Here is a 17,784-nt window from a genome sequence, read left to right as displayed (position 1 = left end):
GGCGCGGTCGTACCCGCTACTTGCTGGTGAACACCGCCACCGTGCGACCCGGCACCTCGAAGGTGCCCGAACTCTTCGTGTACGAAGCCGACTTGACGGCCTGGTCGGAGCCAGCGGCCTGCACCGGGTGCAGCCGGTAGGCGTGGCCCGCGGCGTCCGCCACCGTCTGCTTCTGCGTCTTCGGTGTCGCGTTGAAGACGATCACCAGGTCGCCGAGGCGCATCGTGATGACGCCCGGGGTCTCCTCCGCGCCGGAGAGCGGGAAGGACAGCGCCTTCTGGACCTCCGCCGCCGAGGACAGGTGGAAGGCCGGCTCGGCCGTGCGGATCCTCAGGAGGTCCTGGTACGCGGCGGACGCGCCGTTGATGTCCGCGCAGCCGGGCACCTTGACCGAGGCCAACAGGGGCTGCGCGTAAGGCCACTTGGCCTTGTTGTCGGCGGCCGGGGGCAGACCGCGGCCGAAGCCGTTGCCCGCCGTGCAGTTCCAGTGGATCGCGTTGAACCAGTCGCCGCTGTCGAAGGAGTTGCGGTCGAGCGACTTCGAGCGGAGCAGGTCGCTGCCCGCCTGCGACAGGGCCGGGCCCTGCGAGAGCGAGGCGGTGGCCATGGCGAGGACCTGCATGCGGGCCCGGTCGGACGAGGACGTACCGGCGGGCAGTTTGTACGTCAGCGCGTCGTACAGGGACTCGTTGTCGTGCGCGTCGGCGTAGGCGAGGGCGTCGCCCGGTGCGTCCGCGTACCCGGCGGGCGCGCCGTTGTAGTCGACCTGGGACCCCTTCACGTTCTTGCCGTCGGAGCCGGTGAACTCGTACGCGGCGAGGTTGCCCGACAGGCCGACCTTGATGAGGTCCTGGTAGTGCAGGAGCCGCGCCTTCTGCTCGGCCGACGTGCCGTTCGCCTTGGACGCGTTGGGGTCGGTGTAGAGGCCGCTCGCGAAGCCCTGGACGCCCGGGTCCTCGTCGAAGGGTCCCCCGCCGCGCACCGCGTCACGGGCCCGGTCGGAGAAGGTGGCGATGCCCGTGCCGGCCATGTTCTTCTGCGTGGCCTGGACGAAGCGGGCGTCGTCGGCGACCTCGCCGAAGTTCCAGCCCTCGCCGTAGAGGATGATCTTCTTGCCGTCGACGCCGTCCTTCTCCACCGTGAGGGCGTCGAGGGCCTTGCGGACGGCGAGGATGTTGGCCTTCGGGTGGTGGCCCATCAGGTCGAAGCGGAACCCGTCGACCTTGTACTCCTTCGCCCAGGTGACGACGGAGTCCACGATGAGCTTGCCCATCATGGTGTTCTCGGGCGCGGTGTTGGAGCAGCAGGTGGAGTTGGCCACGGTGCCGTCGGCGAGGAGCCGCTGGTAGTAGCCGGGCACGATCCGGTCGAGCACGGACGTCTTGTCCTGGCCGCTGGCCGCCGTGTGGTTGTAGACGACGTCCATGACGACGCGCAGGCCGTCACCGTTGAGGGACTTGACCATCTTGCGGAACTCGACGGTGCGGTCGGTGCCGTCCGGGTCGCTCGCGTACGAGCCCTCGGGCACCGTGTAGTGGTAGGGGTCGTAGCCCCAGTTGTAGGCGTCCTTCGCGGCCGTCTTGGTGACGCACTCCTGCTGCTTGTCGCTGTCGGCGGCGTAGGCCGTCAAGTCGCAGTCGGGGGTGGCCTGTTCGGACTTCTTCTCGGGGATGGTGGCGATGTCGAAGGCCGGCAGCAGGTGCACGTACGACGTGCCGGACTTCGCCAGCTCGCGCAGGTGCTTGGAGCCGTCGCTGCCGGAGTCGGTGAAGGCGAGGTAGCTGCCGCGGTCCTCGGCCGGGACCGTCGTGTCGCCGACGGAGTAGTCGCGGATGTGCAGTTCCTGGATCTGCGCGTCCTTCATCGCGACGGCCTTCGGCTTGGTCAGGCTCGACCAGCCTTTGGGGGCGAGGGACTTGTCGTCGAGGTCGGCGACGAGGCTGCGCTCCGAGTTCGCGGTGAGGGCCACGGAGTAGGGGTCGGTGACCTTGTTCGTGACGAGCTTCTGGACGCTGGGCGCCCACACGGTCACGGCGTACCGGTACTCCTTGCCGCGCCAGGCCGCCGCCGGGCCGGTGGCGGACCACACGCCGCTCGCTCCGTCGCGGCGCATGGCGACGTTCTTGCCGTCCAGTTCCAGCTTCACGCCCTGGGCGGTGGGCGCCCAGACGGAGAGGGTGACCTTGCCGTCCTTGAAGACCGGTCCGAGGGATGCCTTCGCGGCGGCGCTGCCGTACACGTCGTCGAGCACGCCCGGGACTTGGACGCCGGTGGCCGCGAGGAGTGCGCCGTTCGCCGCGCGCTGCGTCGCGATCAGCTGGCCGCTGAGGGCCTCGCGCACCCGGTCACGGTCGCGCGGGTCGACGGTGAACGCCGGATAGTCCTTCAGGTGCGGGTACGTGGCCTTCTGTGCGTCGGTGAGCGACGACGGGCTGAGCCGCAGCCAGTGGCCCTCGCTGCTCAGTGCGCCGTCCTCGACGCTGATGCCGCCCTTGGGCGCGTAGACGAGCTGCTGGCTGGTGGCGGCGGTGGCGGCCACCTTCCACACGACGGTGTCGGCGTCGATCCACTGTGCCTGGGCCTTCGACAGGTCCAGGTCCGTGCCCGAACCGACCGACGGGAGCAGGTAGTTCGTGTCGCCGGAGTTCAGCCACACCTCCTTGCCGTACGTGGCGAAGTCGAGGGAGCGGTCGGTGGCGATGTCCTTCTCGTCGCCCTTGTGGACGATGTAGCTCAGTGACGTCGCGCCGTCCGCGAGGGGCACCTCGAAGATCAGGCCGTACGCGTCCTTGCCGGTCGGCTGGAGCGGCTTCGACCAGTCGGTGGGCGTCGCGGCACCGGTCCAGGTGTGCAGACCCCAGCCGTCGTAGTCGCCGTCGGCGCGGTGGACGTGGACGATCGCCTTCTTCTCGTCCTGCGGCGGATACACCCCGTCGGGCTTGGTGGTCGCCTGGGCGTCCTTGCCCTGCTCGACCCAGACCTCTCCTGTCCTGCCGAGGTCGATGGTGCGCTGCGCGCCGTCGGCCGTGCCGGACTTCCCGATCGTGTACGTCACCGAGCTCGCGCCGTCGGGAACCTTGACCCAGGCGAAGGCACCGTAGGCGTCGCGCCCGCTGAACACACCAGTGGCGTCACCGGACTTGAGGGACCAGCCGTCGTAGTCGCCGTCGGTGCGCTTGTAGTGGACGACGGCGTAGTCGCGGTCGACGGCCGTCGGCTTCTCGGGCGCGGGCGCCTTCCCCGCCGTCGTCGAGGCGAGGGCGCTCGCCGTGCGTCCGGCGCGGTCCACCACAACTGCCTTGTACCGCAAGGCGGTTCCGGCCGCGACCGTGTCGGCCAGCTTCTGCGTGATGCGGTACGGGGCGTGGTCGACGGAGCCGAGGGTGCGCCACTTTCCGTCGCCGACCTGAGCGGCGAAGACGACGCGGGCGGAGGCGGTGTCGCCCGGGTCGGCCGCCAGGGTGACCGTGCCGGTGGCTCCGGCGTCCGGCGCCTTCAGGGACAGCGTGGGCTTCGCGGCCGGCGCGGGCAGCTTGTCCTCGGCGCGCAGGACCAGCGACGACAGGGCGGGCACGGTGACCTTCACCGTGCCGCCCGTCGCCGTCTCCGTGCCCGAACCCCCGTACAGGGCACGGAAGGTCGCGGACTCGACGGGCAGCTCGACCGCCTTCGCCTCGGCCGCGTTGTTCACGGCGACGACGTACTCGCGGCCGGCGTCCGCACCCGAGACACCGGTACGCGAGAACGCGTACACCGAGTCCTTCGCGTACAGCTCCTTCTGCGTGCCGTCGGTCAGCGCCGGGTTGTCCTTGCGGAGCTTCGCGAGCGCGGCGATCGTCCTGAAGAGCGGGTGCGTGGTGTCGTACGCGTCGTCGGCGTGGGTGCGGTCGGTGCCGATCTCGTCGTCGTCGAGGTAGTCGGCGACCTTGGAGGCGAACAGGGTCTGGCGGGCGTCCTTGTCGCCGCCGGCGCCGGTGAAGCCCTGTTCGTCGCCGTAGTAGACGACGGGGTTGCCGCGCGAGAGGAACATCAGCTCGTTGGCGAGCCTGTCGCGCCGGAGGAGTTCGGCGTCGGACGCCTTGGGGTTGTCGGCCTTGAGGAAGGTGCCGATGCGGCCCATGTCGTGGTTGCCGAGGAACGTCACCTGCTCGTAGGCGTTGGCCTTGTCGGTGGCGTACTTGTAGTCGTCGGCGAAGACCTTGGCGAGCTTCTCCGCGCTCGCCCCCTGGGAGGCGTAGGCGCGGGCCGCATCCTGGAAGGGGAAGTCGAGGGTCGCGTCGAGGCGGCCCTGGGTGACGTACGGGGAGGTGACGTCGGTGTCGGCGGAGTAGACCTCGCCGAACATGAAGAAGTCCTTGCGGCCGTGCGCGGCGGCGTACTTGTCGAGCGCCGTCGCCCACTGCGTCCAGAAGTCCAGGTCGACGTGTTTCGTCGTGTCGATGCGGAAACCGTCGACGGCGAAGTCCCGCACCCACTTCTCGTAGATGTCCTCCATGCCCTTGACGACCTCGGGACGCTCGGTCCACAGGTCGTCGAGGCCGTTGAAGTCGCCGTACGTGGCCGACTCGCCCTCCCAGGTGGAGTCGCCCCGGTTGTGGTACATCGTCGGGTCGTTGAGCCAGGAGGGGACCATCGCGGCGTTCTCGGCGGGCTTCTTCGGCGTGTACGGGAAGGAGTCCTCGTCGACCTTCCCCATCGACTTCGCGTCGTCGAAGGGGCGGCCCTCGGTGTCGAGGTACGGGTACGCGCCCTTGGAGCGGTAGCCGTACTTCTTCTCCGCGTAGTCGACGGTGTCGGCCGTGTGGTTGGTGATGACGTCGAAGAAGACCTTCATGCCCTTGCGGTGGGCCTCGGCGATGAGGTTCTTCAGGTCCGCGTTCGTGCCGAAGTGCGGGTCGACCTGCGTGAAGTCGGTGATCCAGTAGCCGTGGTAGCCGGCCGAGGCGTCCTTCCCCTCGCCCTGCACCGGCTTGTTCTTGAAGATCGGCGCCAGCCAGATCGCGGTGGTGCCGAGGTCCTTGATGTAGTCGAGCCGCCGGGTGAGGCCCTTGAGGTCGCCGCCCTGGTAGAAGCCCTTGTCGGTGGGGTCGTAGCCGGTCGCGAGGCGTGAACCGGTCAGGCCGCCCCGGTCGTTGGACGGGTCGCCGTTGGCGAACCGGTCGGGCAGGACGAAGTAGTACTGCTCGCGCGTGAGGTCGTGACGGGCGGGCGCGGCGGCCAGCTTCGTGTCGGACGGCGGGGAGGGCGGGGCCGCCGCTCGGGCGGCCAAAGGCTGGGCGAGCGTCACGAGGAGCGCGGCCGCCGCGGTGTACGCGGCGGCCCGTCTGTGAGATATGCGGCTCGGGGTGCGGCTCAAGGCGTGAACTCCTCGCGGACTCAGGGCTCTTGCGGTGGCGGTACGAGGGCGGCGCTACGGCGACGCGACGGGGGTACGAGGGCGCGGATCCGGGTGCGCGGGGAGGCGGCTCCGGTCCGCCGCGTGACCGTATCGCTTGCAGGATCTTTGCTGCAAGAGTTCTGCAACTCACAGCAAGAACTTTCAACCAACCCATTGACGTGACCTTCTCAACTACCCCACGCTCACGACGCGTTACTTGCGTTCCGGCCCGCGCCGTGGCCCGGCGAAACCTGCCGGAACCCCCACATCAAGACCTTTCAGGAGCCGCACATGCGCCCATCCCCCACACGACCGCCCACGCGAAGGCACCGCGCCGCCACCGCCCTCGCCGCCGGCGCCCTGGCCGTCGGCGGACTCGTCGCGCTGCCCGCCCCGGCGGCGACCGCGGCCGCCGCCGACACCGGCGTCAAGAACGGCGACGTCATCGCCAACCTCTGGTCGTGGAACTGGAAGTCGGTCGCCAAGGAGTGCACCGACACCCTCGACCCGGCCGGCTACGGCGCCGTCCAGGTCGCCCCGCCCGAGGAGTCCCTCAAGCAGGCCAACTACTACTGGTGGGACGTCTACCAGCCGTACTCGTACAGCCTGAACAGCCGGTTCGGCAGCGCGAGCGACTTCAAGTCGATGATCGACACCTGCCACGCGGCGGGCATCGAGGTCTACACGGACGCCGTCATCAACCACACGGCCGCCCAGACCGGCACCGGCTACGCGGGCACCACCATCAGCAACAAGTACGACACCCCGGACTACGACCCCGGCGACAGCGACGACTGCACGAAGACCATCGCCAACTGGTCCAGCCAGTACGAGGTGCAGCACTGCGAGCTGCTCGGCATGCCCGACCTGGACACCTCCGAGCCGGGGGTCCGCGCGAAGATCGCCGGCTTCCTCAACAAGCAGATCGACCTGGGCGTCGACGGCTTCCGCGTGGACGCCGCCAAGCACATCGAGACCGCCGACATGAACGCCATCGTGGGCGCGCTGCACACCACGACGGCGGGCGACGCCCCGTACATCACGCAGGAGGTCTATCCGGGCAACCCTCCGGCCACCAGCGACTACTACGGCAACGGCGACGTCCTCGACTTCACGTACGCCGCCGCGATGAAGTCCCAGTTCGGCGGCGGCGACATCGCCAACCTGTCGTCGTTCGGCAGCAGTTGGGGCCTGGCGAACGAGGCGAACTCCAACACGTTCGTGACCAACCACGACACCGAGCGCAACGGCTACTCGCTCAGCTACAAGGACGGCGCGACGGCGGTCCTCGCCAACGTCTTCCAGCTGGCCCGCGGATACGGCCGCCCCTCGGTCTACGCGGCCTGGAACTTCAGCCAGAGCGACGAGGCGCCGCCGAACAGCTCCGGTTTCGTCAGCGACACGAACTGCGCCGGCGGCTGGACCTGTCTGGACCGCGACGCGGCCGTCTCCGGGATGATCGCCTGGCACAACGCGGTCGCCGGCGCCGACGTCACCAACTGGCAGTCCCCCGCCTCCAACGTGATCGGCTTCGGCCGGGGCAGCGGCGGCTTCGTCGCGATCAACAACTCGTCGTCCGCGAACACCCACACGTACACCACCGGGCTCGCCGACGGCACGTACAAGAACGTCATCGACGGCGGCGCCACCACCGTCACCGTCTCCGGCGGCAAGGCCGCGCTGACCGTCCCCGCGAAGGGCGCGGTGGCCTTCTACGACGGTGCGTACACGTGCACCGTCAACTGCGGTGGTGACGGCGGCGGTTCGCACACCGGCGACACCGTCACGGCCTCCTTCGACGAGTACGCCTCGACGCCCTCCGGCACCGACGTCTATGTCGTCGGCTCGGTGGCCGCGCTCGGCTCCTGGAACACGGCGAACGCGGTGAAGCTGTCCTCCGCCGACTACCCGGTCTGGAAGAAGGACATCGCCGTCCCGGCGTCGTCGTCCATCGCGTACAAGTACCTGAAGAAGGACGCCGCGGGGAACGTCACCTGGGAGTCCAACGCCAACCGGACGCTCACGACCGGCACCTCGTCCGCCGCGGTGAACAACTCGTGGAACGTGGCGGACGCGAGCGCCACGGACGTCACCTTCACCGTGAACGCCACGACCACCACCGGCACGAACGTGTACGTCGTCGGCTCGCTGCCCTCGCTCGGCTCCTGGGACCCGGTCAACGCGATCCCGCTGTCGTCGGCCGCGTACCCCTCCTGGGGGACGTCGGTCATCGTCCCCAAGGGCACGTCCTTCACGTACAAGTACATCAAGAAGGACGCGTCGGGGAACGTGACGTGGGAGTCCGGTGACAACCGCTCCTACACGACGGGGTCGGGCGCCGGCTACAAGGCGACCGACACCTGGAAGTAGCCCCTCGCACCCCATAGAAGAAGGGGGCCGGTGCATCCGCACCGGCCCCCTCATTCATGCTGCCTTACGGCGTCTCCCACCAGACGGTGGTGTCGGCCGGCAGGTCGATGTGGCCGTCCTCGACCGTCACCGGGGCCGAGGAGAGCAGTACCGTGCCGGGCGCGGGGATCCGCACCGGCGCGCCCGTCGTGTTGACGGTGCAGGCGAAGCCGGGGCGCTCGAAGGAGAGCAGCCCGGCCGGGACCTCGTCGTGCCACTTCACGCTGTCGCCGGCGCCGAGACCGGCGTGTGCGCGGCGGGTGGCGAGCGCGGCCCGGTACAGCTCCAGGGTCGAGTCGGGGTCGCCGGTCTGCGCCTCGACGCTCAGCTCGCCCCACGTCGCGGGCTGCGGCAGCCAGCTGCCGCCGTCGCCGAAGCCGTACGAGGAGCCCGTACGGGTCCACGGGATCGGCACGCGGCAGCCGTCGCGGAAGCCGTCCTGGCCCTGCGCGCGGAAGAACGAGGGGTCCTGGCGCACCTCGTCCGGCAGGTCCGTGACGTCCGGGAGGCCCAGCTCCTCGCCCTGGTAGATGTACGCCGAGCCGGGCAGGGCGAGCATCAGGAGGGTGGCGGCGCGGGCGCGGCGCAGACCGAGTTCGCGGTCGCCCGCGGTGCGGATCTGGGTGCCGCCCGGCGGGTTGGCGTAGCGGGTGGCGTGCCGGGTGACGTCGTGGTTGGACAGGACCCAGGTGGCGGGGGCGCCGACGGGGCGCATGGCGTCGAGCGAGCTGTCGATGATCTGGTGCAGCTCGGTCGCCTCCCACGGGGCGCCCAGGTACTGGAAGTTGAAGGCCTGGTGCAGCTCGTCGGGGCGGACGTAGTTCGCGGTGCGCTGCACCGTCGGCGTCCAGGCTTCCGCGACGAACACGCGCTCGCCGTCGTACTCGTCGAGGATCAGGCGCCACGAGCGGTAGATCTCGTGCACGCCGTCCTGGTCGAAGAAGGGCATGACATCGTTTCCGAGCAGCTTCAGCTGGTCGGCGCCGCCGAGGTCCGGCAGGCCCTCCGCCTTGACGAGGCCGTGCGCGACGTCGATGCGGAAACCGTCGACGCCCATGTCGAGCCAGAACCGCAGGATGGAGCGGAACTCGTCGGCGACGGCCGGGTGCTCCCAGTTGAGGTCGGGCTGTTCGGGCGCGAAGAGGTGCAGGTACCACTCGCCGTCCGGGAGCCGGGTCCAGGCGGGTCCGCCGAAGATGGACTCCCAGTCGTTGGGCGGCAGTTCGCCGTTCTCCCCCTTGCCGGGACGGAAGTGGTACCGCTCCCGCAGGGGCGATCCAGGACCGTCGGCGACGGCGCGCTTGAACCACTCGTGCTGGTCCGAGGAGTGGTTGGGCACGAGGTCGACGATGATGCGCAGGCCGAGCGCGTGCGCGTCGCGGATCACCGCGTCGGCGTCGAGGAGCGTGCCGTACATCGGGTCGACGGCACGGTAGTCGGCGACGTCGTAGCCGCCGTCGGCCTGCGGGGACGCGTAGAAGGGGCTCAGCCACACGGCGTCGACACCGAGGTCGCGCAGGTGCGGCAGCCGGCGGCGGATGCCTTCGAGGTCACCGGTGCCGTCGCCGTTGCTGTCGGCGAAGCTGCGCGGATAGACCTGGTAGATGACCGCGTCGCGCCACCAGTCGGTGGCTTCACGGGTGGTGGCAAGCGCCGGGGACTCGTCCGTGGAGTGCTGGCTCATGGTGTCCTTGGGAGACGGGAGGGGCTGGACAACTGGTGGTCGACAGCGGGCGGTTCAGCCCTTGGTGCCACCCGCCGTGAGGCCGGTGACCAGATTCTTCTGGACCAGATAGAACACCAAGGAGATCGGAACGGCGATCAGCACGGCCGTGGCGGCCATGTACTGACGCTGCGCGTCGTACTGACTGACGAACGTCTGAAGACCGACGGCGAGGGTGTACTTCTGGTCGTCGAGCAGGAACGTGTTGGCGAACGCCACCTCGCTCCACGCCGTGATCATGGTGTAGAACGCGGCGACGGCGAGTCCCGGACGGGCCAGGGGCAGGATCAGCCGGAAGAACGTGCCGAACGGGGACAGGCCGTCGACCCGGCCCGCCTCGTCGATCTCCACCGGGATCGTGTCGAAGTACCCCTTCATCAGCCAGGCGCAGTACGGCACGGCGGTCGTCAGATAGACGATGATCAGGCCGGCGTAGGTGTCGATGAGGCCGAGGTCCGAGAGGATCACGTACATCGGGACCATGAGGACCGCGACGGGGAACATCTGCGTGACCAGCAGGATCCACATGAACTTCTTGTAGCCGGGGAACTTCATCCGCGACACGGCGTAGCCGCTGGTGGCGGCGACGAGCACACCGATGACGGTGGTGCCGAGCGACACGATGAGCGTGTTGCCCAGCCACTTCAGGAAGTTGGTGTGCTGGAGGACGTGCGTGTAGTTGCTCAGCGTCGCGGTGTCGAGGATCCGCGACGGGTGCAGGTAGTCGTCCTTGTTCGGGCCGAGCGACAGGAAGATCAGCCAGACGATCGGGAACAGGGCGACGAAGCTCGCGACGATCAGCACGGTGTGGCTGGCGACCGACGCCTTGGTGCTGCGCCGGCCGCGGCGCGGTGCGTTCACGCGCGGCGGCGTCTCGGTCAGGTCCTTGACGGTGGTCGTGGCGAGGGGTTCGGTACTCGTGGTCATGACGGTGGCTGCTCCTGAGGCGTCAGATGGCGACTGATACGTCATTGCGGTTCAGCCAGCGGCGGTAGACGGAGGTGAACACGATGAGGAGGGACAGGAGCAGGACGCCGTACGTGGCGGACTGCGCGAAGTCGCGCGGCGTCTGACCGAAGCCGAGGTAGTAGGCCCAGGTGACGAGGATCTGCGCGTCCGGCGCGGTGTTCCCGAACAGCAGGAAGATGATCGCGAACTGGTTGAACGTCCAGATGACGCCGAGCAGGACGACCGTCGAGCTGACCGACCTCAGGCTCGGCAGGGTCACGTTGCGGAACTGCTGCCAGGGGGTCGCGCCGTCCATCTCCGCGGCCTCGTAGAGCGTGGAGTCGATGGACTGGAGGCCGCCGAGGAGCGAGACCATCATGAACGGCACACCGCACCACGTGTTGACCAGGATGGCGGCGAGCTGCTGGAAGTGCGGGTCCTCCAGCCAGGCGGGCGAGGGCAGGCTGAGGGCGTCGAGCGTCGTGTTGATGACGCCGCCGTCGGCGAGCATGAACCGCCAGGCGAAGACGGTGACGAAGGTCGGCACCGCCCACGGCAGGATCAGCATGAGGCGGTAGAAGGTGCGGCCGCGCAGCCCCTTCTGGTTGAGCAGCAGCGCGAGGCCGAGCCCGAGGACGTAGTGCAGGGTGACGCAGGACGCCGTCCACACGATCGTCCAGATGAAGTGCGACCAGAAGCGGTCGTACGACGTCGGGCCCCACAGGATGTCGGCGTAGTTGTCGAGACCGATGAACTTGTAGGTGGCGTCGATGTGGTTGACGCCGATGGTGCGGGCCGAGTTGAGGCTGTTGGCGTCGGTGAGCGTCAGATAGAAGCCGCGGACCAGGGGGTAGAGGACGATCAGCCCCAGCACGATCACCACCGGAGCGATCATGGCGTAGGCGTACCAGTGCTTCTGGTAACCGTTCTTGAGCCGGGCTGTGAGGCCCGGACGTCGGCCGCGGTCACCTCCGCTGGAGGCGGCCGGACGCTCGACGGCGACAGTCATGGGGGAACACCTTCTGGGCTGCGGCTGGGGGAAGCCTCGGGTGGTACGGGTCAACGGGTGCCGCGGTCCCACGCGCGGGGCGGGCTGTTGGGTGGGACCGCGGCACCTGATCAGGGGATTACTTGGTGAAGCCGTCGGGCAGGAGCTTGCCGTACTGCGTCACCACGTCGGACAGCGCCTTGTCGACACCCTCCTTGCCGCCGGCGGCCTTCGGCAGCTCGGTGTCGAGCGGGCCCCACAGCGAGCTGTACTCGGGCAGCTCCTGGCGGGGGCTCGCGGCGGCGAGCACCTTCTGGTAGCCGGCCAGACCCGGGTCCTTGGTGACCTCGGCGGTGTAGGCGTCGTCACGCGTGGGCAGCGTGGAGTTCTTCAGCGCGATCGCGGTCTGCGTCTTCGCCGACGTCATCCACTTGACGAACTTCAGGGACGCCGCCTGGTGGGCCTTGTCCGAGCCCGCGTAGACGGACAGGTTGTGACCGCCGGTCGGGGCGCCCGCCTTGCCGGAGGAGCCGGCCGGGACGGTGGCGACGCCGAGGTTCGACTTGTCGTCCTTGAACGCGGAGCCCTTGTAGAAGTTCGTGACCTCCCAGGGACCCTCGATCGTCATCGCGACCTTGCCGTTGACGAAGGCGTCCTGGCGGTGGGCGTACGAGTCGGCGGTGACGTCCGCCTTGTGCAGGCCCTTGCCGTTGAAGGTGCTCAGCCAGGTCTTGCCGGCCTTCTTGCCCTCGGGCGAGGTCAAGGTGATCTTCTTGCTCGCGGCGTCGATCGTGTCGGTGCCCTCGCCGAGCAGGAACGGCTGGAAGTAGTAGCCCTTCTCGGAGCCCCAGTAGCCGTCGACGCCGGTCTTCGCCTTGATGGTGGCGGCGTCCTTCTTCAGCTCGTCCCAGGTGGTGGGCGCCTCGGTGATGCCGGCCTTCTTGAAGAGGGCCTTGTTGTAGACGAGGCCGAGGGTGTCCGTGAGCAGCGGGACGCCGTAGGTCTTGCCCTCGTACTGGGCCTGCTTGATCAGGTTCGGCTTGAACTTGTCCTTCTCCGCGAGGGCCTCGGTGCCGTCGAGCGGCAGCAGGTAGCTCTTCTTCGCGAACGCGGGGGTCCAGCCGACCTCGGCGCGCAGCACGTCCGGGGCGCCGCTGGCGCCGGCCGCCGTGTCGAACTTGTTCTGTGCCTCGCCGAAGGGCACGTTGACGTACTTGACCTTGATGTCCGGGTTGGCCTTCTCGAAGTCCTTGACCAACGCCTCGTACGTGGGCTGTTCGTTGGTGGCGTTCGACGTGTCCCACCATGTGATGGTGACCGGGCCCGACGCCTTGCCACTGTCGTCGTCGCTACCGCCGCAGGCCGTCGCCGCAAGTGCGAGGGACGCCACCACCGCGGTGGCCGCTATGCCACGCCGCATGAGATCTCCTAGAGGGTGAAAGCCCGTGAGTGGGCGAGGAGCGGTCCCGTCCGCACCTCTGGCCGACTTGCCGACTGCACCGTTGCGGCCGCCGGGCGACGTGAACGTAACAGCGCGGCAAGCTGCGCGAAAGACCTTGCTGAAAAAATTTGCAGGAACGGCGGTGAGTTACCGCTTCGTGACCCGCAACCGGCCGCTCAAACTGTGCAGTTATGCCCGATTATGTAGCTGTTTGGCGCCCATGCAAGGGCCCTGCAAGCTCTTGCCACGGGCCGGTCGCACGGGGGATCATCGGGAGCCTTGCCCTTGCGGGCGAGGCCTTCAAGTCGAGCGGTTCGCCGCCTCCACCGATCCGTTCTCCCGAGGAGTGCGATGACGCAGCTGCCCGCCCAGGCCGCCCGGCGCCCGGCACAGTCCCCACCCGTGACCGCGCGCCTGGCCGACATCGCCGCCCAGGCGGGGGTGAGCGAGGCGACGGTCAGCCGGGTCCTGAACGGCAAGCCCGGCGTCGCCGCGGCGACCCGGCAGTCGGTGCTCGCCGCGCTCGACGTCCTCGGCTACGAGCGTCCGGTGCGGCTGCGCCAGCGCAGCGAGGGCCTGGTCGGCCTGATCACCCCGGAGCTGGAGAACCCGATCTTCCCCGCGCTCGCCCAGATCATCGGGCAGGCGCTGACGCGACAGGGGTACACGCCGGTCCTGGCGACCCAGACCCCGGGCGGCTCCACCGAGGACGAGCTGACCGAGATGCTCGTCGACCGGGGCGTCACCGGCATCATCTACGTGTCCGGGCTGCACGCCGACACCACCGCCGACGCCCAGCGCTACGAGCAACTGCGGGCCCAGGGCGTGCCGTTCGTGCTCGTCGACGGGTTCTCGCCGAAGGTGCAGGCGCCGTTCATCTCGCCCGACGACCGGGCCGCGATGCAGCTCGCCGTCACGCACCTGGCCGCGCTCGGGCACAGCCGCATCGGTCTGGCGGTCGGCCCGCGGCGTTTCGTGCCGGTGCAGCGGAAGATCGAGGGGTTCGTGCGCACGATGCAGGACCGGTTCGGCCTCACTCCGGACGAGATCGAGCGCGACCTCGTCCAGCACTCGCTCTACACCCTGGAGGGCGGGCAGGCCGCCGCGTCCGACCTGATGGACCGCGGGTGTACGGCGATCGTCTGCGCCAGCGACATGATGGCGCTCGGTGCGATCCGCGCGGCCCGGCAGCGCGGCCTCGAAGTACCGGACGACATCTCGGTGGTGGGTTTCGACGACTCCCCGCTGATCGCGTTCACCGATCCGCCGCTGACCACGGTACGCAAGCCCGTGCAGGCCATGGGCCAGGCGGCGGTCCGCGCGGTCCTCGAGGAGATCGGCGGCACGCCGGCCCCGCACACGGAGTTCGTCTTCATGCCGGAGCTCGTGGTGCGCGGCTCGACGGCGTCGGGCCCCGGGGTCGTGGGCGCGGGGGGCGCGGCGCGCGGCTGAGAGCCTGTCTTTGAACCCCCCGTAGTTCGCCCGGAGGGCGGGCGCGGCGGCGTTCGGTGCGGTCCGGGACGCGACCTGGGTGATGGTGCAGCTCCTGGCGGCGGGCCCGGAGGAGGTGGCCCGGGTCTTCGCGGGTCCCGCCCCGGCGCGGTTCGGTCCCGGCGCGGTTCGGTCCCGGGACGTCCTGGCACCGGGACCCGCGCGGCCTGCCCGCCCCTGACGGGGCCCTGGCGCGGTGCGTCCTGACGCCGGTCAGCCGGCGCCCGGTCGGCGACCATGCCCTGGTCATCGGGCTCGTGGTGCGGGCCGGGCGGGTCGCGGACGCGGGCCCGCCGGTCCATCACGACGGCCGCTTCGTCGGCCTCGACGCCTGAGCGCCCGTCCTCGCGGCGGTCAGTCCCCGGGCTCCGCGGTCTGGGTGCGCAGCCACGCGTACAGCGCCGCGGTCCGCGGGTCGCTCTCCACGGGCCGCCGGGCGAGCAGGTGGTAGCCGGTCCCGTCGGGCACGAAGCCGTACGGGGCGGCGAGCGTGCCGCGCTCCAGGTCGTCGTGGACGAGGGCGTACGGGCCGATGGCCGTGCCGACTCCGGCGCCGGCGGCCTGGAGGGTCAACGAGAAGTGTTCCAGGGTCTGTTCGGCCGCGGCCGGGTGCGGCTCGCCGGTCCTGGCCCGCCAGTCGTCCCACGCGCCGGGCCGGGTCGCGGTGTGCAGCAGCACGTCGGCGCCGCCGGGGCGGTGCACGGGCCCGACGTGCTCGGCGAACAGGCGGGCGCTGTACGTCCCCGCCGGGAAGGGGAAGTCGTCGCGGCGGATCGCCACGTCGATGCCGTCCCGCTCGAAGTGCACGGGCCCGCCCGCCGCCGACAGGTGCAGCGTGAGGTCGGGGGCGGTGCGGGCGAGGCCGGGCAGGCGCGGGATGAGCCAGCGCATCAGGAGCGTCGGCTCGCAGGAGAGCGTGAGCGGTCCCGCGGCCGGGCGCCGGGCGATCGCGCGGGCGGCGTCCTCGATCCGGTCGAGCGCGTCGCGGACGGCGGCGGCGAGACGCAGGGCCTGCGGGGTGGGCGTGAGCGCGCGGCTGCCGCGGACGAACAGGTCGGCGCCCAGGGCCCGTTCGAGGGTGCGGACCTGTCGGCTGACGGCGCCGTGCGTGACGTGGAGTTCCCGGGCGGCGGCGGTCATGCTGCCGTGCCGGACGGTCGCCTCGAAGGGCTGCAACGTGCTCAGCGGGGGCAGGTCGGGACGGGGCATGGGTGAACTGTAGTCACGGGGCCCCCGGGCCCATCAGGCCCGTCGCTGCCTCATCTGTGAGCTGCACTCACAGGTCCCGTGCGAAACGGTCGCTTGTCCTGCCGGTCCCGGCGGCGCCACGATGAGCCCGTCCCCGAACCTCCACCCCGAAGGGCTTCCCTGGTGCGTGTCGCGATCTTGGCCGACGACCTGACGAGCGCGGGGGACGGCGCGGCGCCGTTCGGCGCGGCGCGCGTCCTGGTGGCGCTCCCGGCCGCGCCGCCCCCGGACCCGGTCGGCGTGCTCGCCGTCGACCTCGCCACCCGTACCGCCCGCGCGGCGGACGCGGCGGCCCGCACGGAGCGCGCCGCCCGGCTGCTGCGCGACGCCGACGTCCTGGCGAAGACGGTGGACTCCACGCTGCGCGGACATCTCGCCGCCGAGACGCGGGCGGCGTGGCGCGGCTCCGGCAGACGCACCGTCGTCGTCGCGCCCGCCTTCCCAGCCGGGGGCCGCAGCACCGTCGACGGTGTCCAGTACGTGGATGAGGTCCCGGTCCACGCGAGCGCGTTCGGCCGCGATCCGGTGCACCCGGTGGGCTCGTCGCGGCTGGCAGACGTACTGCCGGAGGCGGTGCTCGTGGGGCGGGGCGATGTCCCCGACCTGGAGGCGGGCGGCATGTTCGTGTGCGATGCCGTGAGCGACGCCGACCTGGACCGGCTGGTGGCGTCGGTGCCGCACCCCGCCGACGTCCTGTGGGTGGGTTCGCCCGGCCTCGCGGCGGCGCTGGCCCGCCGGTGGGCGTCCCGGGATCGATCAACTCCCCTACCTGATACGGCTGTCACGACACCGTTGGTCGTCGTCGGCAGCGCGAACCCGGCGTCCCGCCGCCAGCTCGCCGAACTGCGTGGGGCCGCACCGCACGTCCGCGTGGTGCACACCCCGGAGGACCGGCGCGACCCGCGCGGGCTGCTTCCGGAGGTCGCCGAGCAGGTCCGCGCCCACGTGATCGACGGGACGGCGGACGCCCTCGTCCTCACTGGGGGCGAGACCGCGGCGGCCGTCCTCTCCGTGCTCGGCGCCGACGGCTTCGATCTGCTCGCCGAGCCCGAACCCGGCGTCGCCCAGGGTCTGTTGACCGGTGCGCGCCGCCTCCCGCTGCTGATCAAGGCGGGTGGTTTCGGCGACGACGGGACGCTGGTGCGCCTGTGCCGCGCCCTGACGGCCGCCCCGCTGGACGGTGCCGCGTGAAGCCCCTCGCGCTCACCATGGGCGACCCGGCGGGCATCGGACCCGAGATCGTGGTGAAGGCCTGCGCCGATCCCGCGCGGACGGTGCCCGTCGTCGTCATCGGCGATCCGGCGGCCCTCGCCCGCGCTGCCGCGACGACCGGCGTCCGCCTGCCCGAGGACGTCGACGTGATACCCGAGACGTGCCTCGAACCACCGCTGCCCTGGGGAGAGTTGGACGCCCGTGCCGGTGCGGCCTCGTACGCGTACATCCGGCGCGGTGTCGAACTGGCCCTCGCCGGCGAGGTCCGTGCGCTGGTCACCGCCCCCGTCAACAAGGAGGCGCTGCGCCTCGCGGGGATCGGGCATCCCGGTCACACGGAGATCCTCGCCGAGCTGTCCGGCACCACCGACTACGCGATGATGATGGCCAACGACGAGCTGCGCGTCGTCCTGGTGACGGTGCATCAGTCGCTGCGGTCGGCGCTGGACGCGATCACCACGGAGCGCGTGCTCGACGTCGTCCGGCTCACGCACCGCACGCTGTGCCGTACGGGAACCGCCGCGCCCCGGGTCGCCGTCGCCGGGCTCAATCCGCACGCGGGCGAGAACGGGCTGTTCGGCCGCGAGGACCTGGACGTCATCGCCCCCGCCGTGCGGGCGGCCCGCGCCGAGGGCATCGACGCGAGCGGGCCGTGGCCGGCCGACACCGTGTTCATGCGGGCCCGTGCCGGGGAGTTCGACGCGGTCGTCGCGCAGTACCACGACCAGGGGCTCATTCCGGTCAAGTACCTCGGCCTGGAGCGCGGCGTGAACATCACCGTCGGGCTGCCGTTCGTGCGCACGAGCGTCGACCACGGCACGGCGTTCGACCTCGCGGGCCGCGGCGTGGCCGACCACACGAGCCTGCTCACGGCGCTGCGGCACGCCGACGCCCTCACCGCCCCCTCCGAAGGCCTCCAAGGCCTCTGACGGCAGGAACACCACGGA

General features: G+C 70.5%; 10 protein-coding genes and 1 pseudogene. 5 read left to right on the top strand and 6 right to left on the bottom strand.

All coding sequences use genetic code 11. From position 1 onward, the window contains the following. Positions 1 to 16 precede the first annotated feature (16 nt). Positions 17 to 5,287 carry a pullulanase-type alpha-1,6-glucosidase gene (pulA, locus tag AB0L37_RS29980; RefSeq protein ID WP_365512356.1) on the bottom strand — a complete coding sequence of 1,757 codons (5,271 nt, stop codon included), beginning with the start codon at positions 5,285 to 5,287 and terminating at the stop codon, positions 17 to 19. Positions 5,288 to 5,668: 381 nt separating this feature from the next. On the opposite strand from pulA, the gene AB0L37_RS29975 reads away from it, so the two are divergent. After that, entirely contained in the window at positions 5,669 to 7,747 is a 2,079-nt protein-coding gene (locus AB0L37_RS29975) for a carbohydrate-binding module family 20 domain-containing protein (RefSeq protein WP_365512179.1), read from the top strand. 64 nt (positions 7,748 to 7,811) lie between these two features. On the opposite strand, the gene AB0L37_RS29970 is transcribed toward AB0L37_RS29975, so the two are convergent. The 4 genes from AB0L37_RS29970 to AB0L37_RS29955 form a co-directional block, all read right to left on the bottom strand. Next, a complete protein-coding gene (locus tag AB0L37_RS29970) occupies positions 7,812 to 9,470 on the bottom strand; it encodes a glycoside hydrolase family 13 protein (protein ID WP_365512176.1) in 1,659 nt (552 codons plus the stop codon). Between the two features lie 54 nt (positions 9,471 to 9,524). Then, on the bottom strand, positions 9,525 to 10,436 hold the full coding sequence (locus tag AB0L37_RS29965; protein ID WP_365512173.1) for a carbohydrate ABC transporter permease: 912 nt from the start codon (positions 10,434 to 10,436) through the stop codon (positions 9,525 to 9,527). A gap of 22 nt (positions 10,437 to 10,458) precedes the next feature. After that, positions 10,459 to 11,466, bottom strand: coding sequence for a sugar ABC transporter permease (locus tag AB0L37_RS29960; protein ID WP_365512170.1), 1,008 nt, complete (start codon positions 11,464 to 11,466; stop codon positions 10,459 to 10,461). A 118-nt stretch (positions 11,467 to 11,584) separates the two neighbouring features. Next, positions 11,585 to 12,865, bottom strand: coding sequence for an extracellular solute-binding protein (locus AB0L37_RS29955; RefSeq protein ID WP_365512167.1), 1,281 nt, complete (start codon positions 12,863 to 12,865; stop codon positions 11,585 to 11,587). Between the two features lie 423 nt (positions 12,866 to 13,288). On the opposite strand from AB0L37_RS29955, the gene AB0L37_RS29950 reads away from it, so the two are divergent. Next, positions 13,289 to 14,338: a LacI family DNA-binding transcriptional regulator gene (locus AB0L37_RS29950; protein WP_365512353.1), complete on the top strand. Its 1,050-nt coding sequence runs from the start codon at positions 13,289 to 13,291 to the stop codon at positions 14,336 to 14,338. A 179-nt stretch (positions 14,339 to 14,517) separates the two neighbouring features. Next, positions 14,518 to 14,712 (top strand): annotated as a pseudogene (locus tag AB0L37_RS29945) (flavin reductase); the annotation flags it as partial. 19 nt (positions 14,713 to 14,731) lie between these two features. Here the strand turns inward: AB0L37_RS29945 and AB0L37_RS29940 are convergent. After that, the gene (locus AB0L37_RS29940; protein ID WP_365512164.1) at positions 14,732 to 15,586 is read right to left on the bottom strand and encodes a LysR family transcriptional regulator; all 855 of its coding nucleotides are present in this window, start codon (positions 15,584 to 15,586) and stop codon (positions 14,732 to 14,734) included. Between the two features lie 162 nt (positions 15,587 to 15,748). Here AB0L37_RS29940 and AB0L37_RS29935 point away from each other — a divergent pair, with 162 nt between their 5' ends. Beyond that, positions 15,749 to 16,816 (top strand): four-carbon acid sugar kinase family protein, encoded by a 1,068-nt coding sequence (locus AB0L37_RS29935; protein WP_365512160.1) that lies wholly within the window; start codon positions 15,749 to 15,751, stop codon positions 16,814 to 16,816. Further along, entirely contained in the window at positions 16,813 to 17,766 is a 954-nt protein-coding gene (gene pdxA, locus AB0L37_RS29930; protein WP_365512157.1) for a 4-hydroxythreonine-4-phosphate dehydrogenase PdxA, read from the top strand. Before AB0L37_RS29935 ends, pdxA begins: the two co-directional genes overlap by 4 nt. The last annotated feature ends 18 nt before the right edge of the window (positions 17,767 to 17,784 follow it).

The organism is Streptomyces sp. NPDC052225, from assembly GCF_040679615.1.
In the GTDB taxonomy this organism is placed as follows: Bacteria; Actinomycetota; Actinomycetes; order Streptomycetales; family Streptomycetaceae; genus Streptomyces.
This window is presented reverse-complemented; position numbering and strand designations above follow the sequence as displayed.

Coding starts and splice junctions, on each gene's coding strand:
- AB0L37_RS29975 (WP_365512179.1), top strand. CDS start 5,669: ATGCGCCCATCCCCCACACGACCGCCCACGCGAAGGCACCGCGCCGCC.
- AB0L37_RS29970 (WP_365512176.1), bottom strand. CDS start 9,470: ATGAGCCAGCACTCCACGGACGAGTCCCCGGCGCTTGCCACCACCCGT.
- AB0L37_RS29965 (WP_365512173.1), bottom strand. CDS start 10,436: ATGACCACGAGTACCGAACCCCTCGCCACGACCACCGTCAAGGACCTG.
- AB0L37_RS29960 (WP_365512170.1), bottom strand. CDS start 11,466: ATGACTGTCGCCGTCGAGCGTCCGGCCGCCTCCAGCGGAGGTGACCGC.
- AB0L37_RS29955 (WP_365512167.1), bottom strand. CDS start 12,865: ATGCGGCGTGGCATAGCGGCCACCGCGGTGGTGGCGTCCCTCGCACTT.
- AB0L37_RS29940 (WP_365512164.1), bottom strand. CDS start 15,586: ATGCCCCGTCCCGACCTGCCCCCGCTGAGCACGTTGCAGCCCTTCGAG.